The following is a 10012-nucleotide window of genomic DNA, read 5'->3' on the forward strand; positions in this document are numbered from 1 at the left end:
GGGGCCCAGGATGAGGGCCGAGACTCCGGCGGCAAGTGCGATGCGGCGGGCTTGGGCGGCGGGGATCGGGGTGCCGTCGGCCAGTCGGGCTGGGGCCTGGCCGCCGGTGAGGGTGTCCAGGTCGCAGATGACGGTGACGCGGGTGGCGGTGTGCCCGCCCGACAGGACGGCGGCCAATGCGGCGGCGGTGCGTTCGGACAGGTCGCGGCGGTCGTCGGTGCCGGCGGGTTTGGCCAGGGGGGCCAGGGTGCCGTCCCAGATCGCGGCGTCTTCGGCGTTGAGCCAGCCTTTGACGTAGCGGCCGCCGTCCAGGGATCGGGTGGTGTCGATCCAGGAGCGCTCGTAGCCGCGGCGGGTGTCGGTGTCGGGCGCCGGTTCGGTGCCGTCGCGTTCGGCGATGAGGTCGGTGATCCTGTTGCCGAGGGCGGCGACCTTTCCGGCGGAGAAGCCCTGCCCGGCCAGATCGAGGAGGATCTGTTCGGCGGCGGCGCAGTCGGCGTCGTCCAGCCGGGCGACCGCCGCGGCGATGGTGGAGGCATACCCGTAGGACAGGTCGCTTGCGGCGAGCCGACGCGCCACTTCGGGGAGGCGGCGGCTGTGGCGGGCGAGGTGGAGGCGTTCTCTGGCGCGGGCTTCGCGCATGCCCATGCGGGTGCGCAGCCACGCCAGCGTGGACGGCAGGCCCCACCGGCGCACCTCGGCGGACGCGTCGACCCGTCCGATCAGGGCGGCCAGTGCGCTCTCATGCCGATCGGCGGCGCGGGCGAGCGTTTCGGCCTGTGCCATGCAGACGGCCGGGGAGTCGGGCGCCTCGCGCCGGGCGAGTTCGGCCGCGATCGAGGCCGCCGCGTCCACCAGCTCACCGGTGGACATCGACGTGACATCGATTCCGCTCGAACACATAACTCCATGCTATCGAACGAACACGCTCATGGTCGCCCAGCCCAGGTGAGAATACTAAGACCCTATGGATAGCCGGAACATCGCACGATCCGCCTCCCTCCGAAACACCCCCCGAGCGATCATCTGCGCGGAATGCCAACCAACGACCCCAGCCGAAGTGACTCCAGCCCACGGCTACACAACCGGGCACTCACTAAAACCACATTAATCCGGCAAAAAACCGTCACGACTGTGAACGACCACAGCGCAATGGCGAAGGGTGCTCAAGATCAGTCAGTGAAGACAAGTACGGATCTCACCGCTCGGCGCTGGGCGAGCGCGCCGGCAGTGGCATGGAAAAGTCGCACCACGCCTTCTGCTGGGGCACCGAGCTGATGCTGATCATCACCGTCGGCGGCGCTGTGTTGTCGGCGTAACGCTGAACGCACAGAGCGAGGTCCAGGTAGACGTACAGAGGCAGACGACCGGCGGGCGCGGCCGGTTCGGACGGAGAACTCTCGCGAGCCCTCATCGGGCTGCAGGAACAGGCAAGAAGCCTGCCCGATTCGCGGGACAGCGTACGGTCTCCCGCCCCGGCCAAACCGGCCGCTCGGGTAGGCGGTCCGACCGCCGCCTCGGCATGCCTGGCAGTACCTGCCTGCTATTTGAGGTCGAGCGCGCCCGACTTGATGCGGCGTGAGAGCCTCCGCCAAGCCGACGGGCTGAACGCGAGCATCGGGCCGTCCGGGTCCTTGGAGTCACGTACCCCCACCATGCTGCCATGCTCCTCACAAACACAGCCGACCTCGGCAAGCTCGACGCAGTGGCCGCCCTGATTCTCACTGCGGCTGGCCTTGCGCCACAGCTCTACCGTAGCCGCAGCAACCTCAACGCAGTCACCACCCTGGTTATCGCTGCGAGTGCTCTTGCGCCACCGAAGCCCATTGCTCATGACTCTCCGATCAACCCTGCAATCATGCGAATCGAGTCCTCGGGCGAAAAAGCGCACGCACGTAGGAGATCGAGCGCCAAACGGCATTCGTCCACCTGCTCCGGGCATCCGATGATCTGTCCGCCCCCAAAGCCAGCAGCGTAGACGACGTCGCCCTGGTCGGGTAGAGAGAACAAGGTCATCGAACCGTTGATCCCTGCGTGTGCACCGGCGGCGAAAGGTAGTACCTGCAGGATGACGTCTGGAGACTTCGCTGCCTCGACAAGCCACGCAAACTGGTTACACATGACCTTCGTGCCGCCAACCGGGCGACGGAGGACGTTCTCGTCCATGATCGCCCAGAGCAACGGGGGGGCATCCTTCGTAAGGACGTGCTGGCGGTTCATCCTGGCGGCGACATGCTGTTCGATCTTCGCATCGGATGCGCGTGCCGGCCCCGTGCGGAGGAGCGCACGAGCATACTCCTCGGTTTGCAGGAGGCCCGGTACTGCCTGCGCCTCATACTTGATCATCGCGACGGCGTCGGACTCGATCTCTACGACGGGTCGGAACCACTCCAGGTAGGAGCTTTCGATCAGGCGCTTCCAGAGGCGGGCCAGGGCGCCTCCCGTGTCGAGGGCTTGGTCGCAGTCCTTGATGAAGGACGGCTTCGGGGTTCGTTTGCCGGTCTCGACCATGGCGATGAGGGAGGACGAGACGTAGATCATCTGGGCGAACCGGTCCTGGGTGTATCCGACCTGCTCACGGTAGTAGCGCAGTTCCCCGCCCCAGTAGGCGAGTGCCGCGGTCCCGGCCACCGGGGTCAACGGCTTCTTCGACGCCATCCCTGCCTCCTCACCTCGCCGCCGCGTCCTCACCCCGATCGGCGCCTTGTCACGGCCGATCCACACGAGGACGATTCCCCCACTCAAGGTAATCAAAAGGATTCACTCTGTGTCGCATGAACAACATTTCCGCAGTTGAAGCCCTCCGCGCCGAGGTCACCGATCTGGCCGCCGAGCACGCGCCGCGTCTCTTCGCTCTGTGCTGGATCGACGCGGAGGCCGACAATGGCGGCATCCTCGGCTGGGGGCTCGAAGTCGACGAGGGGCACGTCGTCGTCTGCGGCGACTCGGGGAGCCGCATCCTCGGGCACTGCTCGTCCGCCGACCAGGCGCGCCGACTGTTCGGCCGCTCGCGGAGCGTGGAGGTCGTCTGGCTGGACGGACGGGACGGTGCCGCAATCCCCGTCCGCGTGGCACGGGCCACCTGACAGCGGGTCGCGATCTCGCGATTCGTTCCGTTCATCGGGCATCCGATGATCATGCCGTCTGCAGATGGCAGTTCGGGAACGCCATTCCGTTCTGCGTCCCAGGTCACTCACGCCAGAGGCGGGCGGCTCCAGGATCGGTGCCGGGCGGTGGCGACGGCGGCCTGGCCGAGACTGATACCGCCGTCGTTCGGCGGGACGCGGTGATGGGTCAGTACTGCGAAACCCGCGTCTTTGAGGCCCGAGACCGCGCGGCCCAGGAGGAACACGTTCTGGAACACTCCGCCGGAGAGGGCGACTGCGCCGATCCCGGTCTCCTCGCGTATGCGGGATGCCGCGTTCACCACCAGGGCGGCGACGCCATTGTGGAATCGGGCCGCGATCACCGGGACGGAGACTCTCGCGCGCAGGTCGGCGACCACCGCGTCCAGCAGGTCGCCTCCGGCAACGGCGAACGTGGATGTTCCGGTGATGGAGGCTGGATATGCGGTGGGTTCGGAAAGGTCCGCGCGTTGTTCCAGCTCTATTGCGGCCTGGCCCTCGTAGTTGACGCGGTCGCGGACGCCGAGGACGGCGGCGACCGTATCGAAAAGGCGCCCCATGCTGGACGTGAGCGGTGCGTTGACGCGGCGTTCGGCCATCTCCGTGACAGTGGACCAGTCGGGACGGCGGGCCACTGGAAGGTCTTCCGGTACCCCATACGCGGCCGCCATCCGCCACGGCTCGCGGATCGCGGCGGCGCCGCCGGGCATCGGAACCGGCTCCAGGTGTCCCGCTCTTTCGAATCCATCAAGGGCGGCGATGAGGAATTCGCCGCCCCAGAGTGTCCCGTCCGTGCCGTATCCGGTGCCGTCGAACGCCACGCCGATCACCGGGCCGTCCTCGCCGTTGTCGGCCAGACAGGACGCGATGTGCGCGTGGTGGTGCTGGACGGCGATGGACGGCAGATCCCGGTCGAGCGCGTACTTGGTCGACAGGTATTCGGGGTGCGGGTCGTAGGCGATGAGTTCGGGGGTGATGTCGAAGAGACGCTGGAAGTGCTCGATGCCCTCTTCGAAAGCTCGGAGAGTCTCGTAGTTCTCCAGGTCGCCTATGTGGTGGGAAATGAAGGCGCGCCCGTCGCGGGTCAGGCAGAACGTGTTCTTCAACTCGGCTCCGACGGCCAGGACGGGACGTCCCTTCGCGACCGGTATCGGCTCCGGGGTGTAGCCGCGAGAGCGCCGTACCGGCAGCGGACGGCCCTGAAAGACCCGTGCCACCGAGTCATCGGTGCGGGTGCGGATGGGGCGGTCGTGGAACAGGAACGCGTCGGCGATCCCGCCGAGGCGCTCCAGGGCGTCGGCGTCCTGGTGAGCAATCGGCTCGTCCGACACGTTTCCGCTAGTCAGCACCACGGGTTCGGTGACGAGGAGATGGTGCAGCGGGGTGTAGGGCAGCATGAGGCCGAGGTCCCGGTTGCCGGGTGCGACGGAGGCGGCGAGCGCGGCGTCCGGGCGGCGGCGCGCCAGGACGATCGGGCGGCGCGGGCCTGTGAGCAGCGCCTCTTCGGCGTCGGAGAGTTCGCACAGTGTACGGGCGGCGGCCAGGTCGGGAACCATGACGGCGAACGGCTTGTCCTCGCGGTGCTTGCGCGAGCGGAGCGCGGCGACGGCGGCCTCGGACGCGGCCCGCGCCGCCAGGTGGTAGCCGCCGAGGCCCTTCACCGCGAGCACGGCACCGGCGGCGAGCATGTCGCGCGCGGTGGTCAGCGGCTCGTCGGCGTGCGGGCGCAGAGCGAGGGACGGTCCGCACGCCGGGCAGCACAGCGGCTGGGCATGGAACCGGCGGTCGGCCGGGTCCTCGTATTCGGCGGCGCACGGCCCGCACATCGGAAAGCCCGCCATGGTGGTGTGCGGGCGGTCGTACGGGACGTCCGTCACGATCGTGAAGCGCGGCCCGCAGTTCGTGCAGTTGACGAACGGGTAGCGGTAGCGGCGGTCGGCGGGGTCGTTCAGTTCGCGCAGGCAGTCGTCGCAGGTCGCGGAGTCCCAGGAGACCAGCGCGCGGCGCTCCCCCGACGCGTCGCTGCGCACGATCGCGAAGCCGTCGCGGCCGGCGGTGCGGAGCTCGCGCGTGGTGACGCGCTCGACGACGGCGAGCCGCGGCGGGCGCGTGCGCAGCCCGTCCAGGAACCGTCCGACCGCGTCGGGCGCGCCCTCGACCTCGATGAACACACCGGCCGCGTCATTGCCGACCAGGCCCGCCAGCCCGAGGCCGGACGCGAGCCCGTGCACGAACGGGCGGAATCCGACGCCCTGCACGACCCCTTCGACACGGACACCGACCCTGACATCCACCCGTCCATTCTGCCGCTTCGCTCCGTGACGAGCTGGAAGCGGGGTGTGTTCTACGGCTCGTCAAGCCTCGGTTCCGGTGTACGCGGCGATGGTGCGGTCCGCGCAGGCGCGGGCGGTGGCCTCGTCGGTGCCGGACTCGAGGTGCGCCGCGAACCAGGCCTCGCCGCTCTGCCGGGAGAACTCCTTGCCCTCGTCCGTGGTGGACCAGTCGGGGCCGACCGCGTCCGGGGCGCTCTCGCCGGTCGCCACGTGCAGGGCGAGGCCGAGGAGGCCCATGTCCCAGCCGATGCCGACGGCGCCGGGCCCGAACTGGTTCCAGATGCCGTCGTCGACGTGGGCGATGTGCTCCAGCTCGAAGCGCGCCCGGTCGTCCGGCTCCGGGGTCAGCCGGACCTCGATCCAGGACGTCTGGCCGCCGTACTCCCACGTCGCGGAGAAGCTCTTGGGCGGGTCGCAGGTCTCGATCGTCCCGCCGGCGTTGCCCTCGAACTGGTAGCGGCCGCCGAGCCGGAGGTCGCCGGAGATCGGCAGGAACCAGCGCGGGATCCGCTCGGGGCTGGTGACGGCGTCCCACAGGTCCTCGACGGTGGTGTCGTAGACCTGGCTGACCGTCGCGGTCCGCGCGGTGCCGGCCTCCAGCACCCGCTCGCCGACCTTGCGCCGTACCGCGGTGATCTGCCCGGTGACTTCGATCATGGCTCGCTCCCTGAGTCGTGGCGGCGTGCGCGCTCGCCCCGGGCGATCTCGGTCGCCAGGGCGTCCAGATGCGGGGTCCAGAACCGGCGGAAGCGGTCGAGCCAGGCGTCGACCTCCCGCAGCGGCGCGGAGTCGACGGCGTAGAGCCGGCGCGTTCCCTCCGCCCGCACGACCGCGAACCCGCTCTCGCGCAGCACCTTCAGATGCTGCGACACCGCGGGCTGCGAGATCCCGAACTCCTCCCGGACGACCGCCGTCACCTCGCCGGACGACCGCTCGCCGCCGGCGAGCAGCTCCAGGATCCGGCGCCGCACCGGGTCGCCCAGGACATCGAATGCGTGCACGGCCCCAACCTACAGGCTCGACTTATATAAGCCAAGCCTTAATAAGACTCAGCGGCCGGCGAGGAGCTGCTCGAAGGGGACGGGGTTCTCGTACGGGTCGTCCTTGGCCGGGGCCGGACGCGCGTCCATCAGGGCGGCGAGTTCGGCGCCGGCGCGGGCGATGCGGTCGGGCAGCCCGGTCTCGGCGCTCCCCCAGTCCTCGGACGCCGCGTACACGGCGGTCGGGACGACGCTGGTGCGCAGGTAGGCGAACAGCGGGCGCATCGCGTAGTCGACGGCCAGCGAGTGGCGGGCCGTGCCGCCCGTCGCACCGAGCAGGACGGCCTTGCCCTCCAGGGAATCGCGGTCGAGGACGTCGAAGAACGTCTTGAACAGGCCGTTGTAGGACGCGTTGAAGACGGGCGTCACCGCGATGAGGCCGTCGGCGTTCGTCACCGTCTCGACGGCGGCGCGGAACGTCCCGGACGGGAAGCCGGTCAGCGTCGCGTCGACCATGGCGTGCGCGTGGTCGCGCAGCTCGATCGTCTCGACGGCGGTGTCCGCCCGCAGGGCCTGCGACGCGGCCGCGGCCAGCCGGTCGGCGAGCAGCCGGGTGGACGACGGCTGCCCGAGACCGGCCGAGATGACGGCGAGCGTGCTCATCGGACCTCCCCCGCGTTCGAGAAACTCACGAGCCGGGACGCGTGGGTCGGGGCGGACGCCGGGACGTGCGCCGGGCGCAGCGCCTCGAACTCCTTGCGCAGCACCGGGACGACCTCCTCGCCCAGCAGGTCGATCTGCTCCAGGACGGTCTTCAGCGGCAGTCCCGCGTGGTCCATCAGGAACAGCTGGCGCTGGTAGTCGCCGAAGTGGTCGCGGAACGACAGCGTCTTCTCGATCACCTGCTCCGGGCTGCCGACCGTGAGCGGCGTCTCGGCGGTGAACTCCTCCAGGGACGGCCCGTGCCCGTAGACGGGGGCGTTGTCGAAGTACGGGCGGAACTCGCGGACGGCGTCCTGGGAGTTCTTCCGGATGAACGCCTGCCCGCCGAGGCCGACGATCGCCTGGTCGGCGGAGCCGTGCCCGTAGTGCTCGAAACGCTGCCGGTACAGGTCGATGAGGCGCTGGAAGTGCTCCTTGGGCCAGAAGATGTGGTTGGCGAAGAATCCGTCGCCGTAGAAGGCGGCCTGCTCGGCGATCTCCGGGCTGCGGATCGAGCCGTGCCAGACGAAGGGCGGGACGCCGTCCAGCGGGCGCGGCGTCGAGGTGAACGACTGCAGCGGCGTGCGGAACTTGCCCTCCCAGTCGACGACGTCCTCGCGCCAGAGCCGGTGCAGGAGGTGGTAGTTCTCGATGGCGAGCGGGATGCCGTCCCGGATGTCCTTGCCGAACCACGGGTAGACGGGGCCGGTGTTGCCGCGTCCCATCATGAGGTCCACCCGGCCGTCGGCGAGGTGCTGCAGCATCGCGAAGTCCTCGGCGATCTTCACCGGGTCGCTGGTGGTGATCAGCGTGGTCGCGGTGGACAGGATGAGCCGCTCGGTGCGGGCCGCGATGTAGCCGAGCATCGTCGTCGGGGAGGACGGCACGAACGGCGGGTTGTGGTGCTCGCCGGTCGCGAAGACGTCCAGCCCCGCCTGCTCGGCCTTGAGCGCGATCGTCACCATCGCCTTGATCCGCTCGGCCTCGGTGGGGACGCGGCCGTCGACGGGATCGGGGGTGACGTCGCCGACCGAGAAGATCCCGAACTGCATGGCGGCCTCCGAAATAGTAGAACTTTCAATCATTCTACCGGAACCGGGCGGGGCGAGATCATATTCCTGACGCGTCAGGAGACGCCCCGACGTCCCGTTCCAGTGCGTCGACCAGCCAGGTGTTGACCGTCCCGGCGGTGGCGGGCGCGCCGGTGACCTCGCCGAACAGCGTCCAGTAGCGGCGGAGCCGCGGGTCCTGCTCCATGGCGACGGCGGGCAGCAGGGCGCGGCGGAAGCGCGGTGCGTCGCGTTCGCCCCGCCCCGCCGCGTGCGCCGCGACGAAGCGGTCGAGGGCGGCGCCCGGGCCCGGCTCGGCGCCCGCGGTCACCAGCGGCGCGGCCGCCGCGACGGCCTCGCCGAGACCGGCGATCAGCGCCGGCTCGTCCCGGACCCGCTCCGCGTTCACCCGGCCGAGGGCGCGCAGCTCGCGCAGCAGCGGCCGGTCGCCCGCCACCGCGACCATCCCGGCATAGGCGACGACCTGCTCGGGCGCCGGGTCGGCGGGCGGCTCCGGGACGCTCGCCTCCAGGAACGTCCGGACCGCCTCGTCCGGCAGCGGGACGAGGATGCGGCGGCGCCAGAACTCCAGCAGGACGTCCCGCGCGGCCGGGCCGTCCTGCACGGCGGCGAGCAGGCCGAGGCGCGCGGCGCGGTCGGCCGGGCCCGCCTCCTCGACGGCGCGCAGCGAGGCGCGGCGCCAGGCGAGCGAGGCCAGCTCGGCGTCGGCGGCGCGGCGTTCGGCGGCCACGGCCTCCGCCAGCGAGCGGTCCCCGGCGAGGACGGCCGCGATCGCGGGCAGGCCGAGCCCGAGGGCGCGCAGCCGCCGGACGAGCCGGAGCCGGTCCACCGCCGAGCGGTCGAACCGCCGGTGCCCGCCCGCGCTGCGCCCCGGCTCCAGGACGCCCTCGTCGCAGTAGAAGCGGATCGTCCGCACGGACACGCCGGTCAGGGCGGCCAGGTCGCCGATCCCAAGGGAAGTGTCGTCGATCACAACCGGTTGAACCTCCAGCCGACTGGAGCTCCTACCTTACGAGCACGAAGTCCATCGAGAGGAGACGACCGTGCTGGACGCCGGACGCATGAAACAGGGCCTGCGCGAGCACGCCCGCGGGCTCACCGACGCCGCCTCGGTGCCGGCGCCGGACACGCGGGTGCCGACGTGCCCGGAGTGGACGCTGCGGGATCTCGTCGGGCACGTCGGCCAGGCGCACCGGTGGGCGACCCACCTGGTGCGGACCGGCGGCACCGACGTCCTGAACGAGCTGCCCCGCACGCTGCCGGACTCCCCCGCCGACTGGCCCGGCTGGCTGCGCGACGGTGCGGAGGAGCTGATCGGAGCCTTCGACGCGAAGCCGGACGGGTCGGTCGACCACCCGCTTCTCGGGACGTGGCCGACGCTCATGTGGCTGCGCCGGATGGCGCACGAGACCGCCGTCCACCACGCCGACGCGGCGCTCACCGCGGGGACGCCGTTCGCGGTGGCGCCCGATCTGGCCGGCGACGCGATCAGCGAGTTCCTCGGGCTGATCACGGCGGTGACGGCGGCGGCGTACAAGCCGGAGCTGGCCGAGCTGCGCGGGAACGGGGAGACGCTGTGCCTGCGTCCGGCGGAGCCGTCCCTGCCGGGGTGGGTGATCACGCGCACGCCCGAGGGGCCGGTCTGGGAGCACGGGTCCCAGGACGCGGACATGACCGTCACCGGGCCCGCCCAGGACCTGCTGCTGGTGTTCGCGCGGCGGCTCGCGCCGGACGACGCCCCCGAACTGAAGGTGACCGGCGACGCGTCGCTCCTGGAGCACTGGCTCGAACGCACGGCGGTC

At 70.6% G+C, this 10012-nt stretch carries 11 protein-coding genes; 2 read left to right on the forward strand and 9 right to left on the reverse strand.

The window, feature by feature from the left end; translation table 11 throughout:
• The 3 genes from AL2_RS35590 to AL2_RS35600 all read right to left on the reverse strand — a co-directional run.
• Positions 1-903 (reverse strand): DUF222 domain-containing protein (locus AL2_RS35590; RefSeq protein WP_157438580.1); only part of this gene is annotated, 903 nt, incomplete at its 3' end.
• 640 nt (positions 904-1543) lie between these two features.
• Positions 1544-1942 carry a DUF397 domain-containing protein gene (locus AL2_RS35595; protein ID WP_312032892.1) on the reverse strand — a complete coding sequence of 133 codons (399 nt, stop codon included), beginning with the start codon at positions 1940-1942 and terminating at the stop codon, positions 1544-1546.
• On the reverse strand, positions 1831-2658 hold the full coding sequence (locus AL2_RS35600; RefSeq protein ID WP_067641685.1) for a helix-turn-helix domain-containing protein: 828 nt from the start codon (positions 2656-2658) through the stop codon (positions 1831-1833). The genes AL2_RS35595 and AL2_RS35600 overlap by 112 nt, the downstream gene beginning before the upstream one ends.
• Positions 2659-2774: 116 nt before the next feature.
• Here AL2_RS35600 and AL2_RS35605 point away from each other — a divergent pair, with 116 nt between their 5' ends.
• Positions 2775-3086, forward strand: a complete 312-nt coding sequence (locus AL2_RS35605; RefSeq protein ID WP_067641689.1) for a hypothetical protein — start codon at positions 2775-2777, stop codon at positions 3084-3086.
• 107 nt (positions 3087-3193) lie between these two features.
• Here the strand turns inward: AL2_RS35605 and hypF are convergent, their stop codons facing one another.
• Genes hypF through AL2_RS35635 form a run of 6 tightly spaced genes read right to left on the reverse strand, consistent with a single transcriptional unit; the run spans position 3194 to position 9183 of the window.
• Entirely contained in the window at positions 3194-5419 is a 2226-nt protein-coding gene (gene hypF, locus AL2_RS35610; RefSeq protein WP_067641691.1) for a carbamoyltransferase HypF, read from the reverse strand.
• Between the two features lie 60 nt (positions 5420-5479).
• Complete coding sequence (locus AL2_RS35615; RefSeq protein ID WP_067641693.1) at positions 5480-6115, reverse strand: SRPBCC family protein; 636 nt, start codon at positions 6113-6115, stop codon at positions 5480-5482.
• Positions 6112-6459, reverse strand: a complete 348-nt coding sequence (locus AL2_RS35620; RefSeq protein WP_067641694.1) for an ArsR/SmtB family transcription factor — start codon at positions 6457-6459, stop codon at positions 6112-6114. The genes AL2_RS35615 and AL2_RS35620 overlap by 4 nt, the downstream gene beginning before the upstream one ends.
• A 48-nt stretch (positions 6460-6507) precedes the next feature.
• Complete coding sequence (locus AL2_RS35625; RefSeq protein ID WP_067641696.1) at positions 6508-7101, reverse strand: CE1759 family FMN reductase; 594 nt, start codon at positions 7099-7101, stop codon at positions 6508-6510.
• Entirely contained in the window at positions 7098-8192 is a 1095-nt protein-coding gene (locus tag AL2_RS35630) for an LLM class flavin-dependent oxidoreductase (protein ID WP_067641698.1), read from the reverse strand. The genes AL2_RS35625 and AL2_RS35630 overlap by 4 nt, the downstream gene beginning before the upstream one ends.
• 58 nt (positions 8193-8250) lie before the next feature.
• Entirely contained in the window at positions 8251-9183 is a 933-nt protein-coding gene (locus tag AL2_RS35635; protein ID WP_067641700.1) for a MerR family transcriptional regulator, read from the reverse strand.
• A gap of 70 nt (positions 9184-9253) precedes the next feature.
• Between AL2_RS35635 and AL2_RS35640 the strand changes: the two genes are divergently transcribed.
• Positions 9254-10012 (forward strand): maleylpyruvate isomerase family mycothiol-dependent enzyme (locus AL2_RS35640; RefSeq protein ID WP_067641702.1); only part of this gene is annotated, 759 nt, incomplete at its 3' end.

The sequence above is a fragment of the Actinomadura latina NBRC 106108 genome (genome assembly GCF_001552195.1).
Classification (GTDB): domain Bacteria; phylum Actinomycetota; class Actinomycetes; order Streptosporangiales; family Streptosporangiaceae; genus Spirillospora; species Spirillospora latina.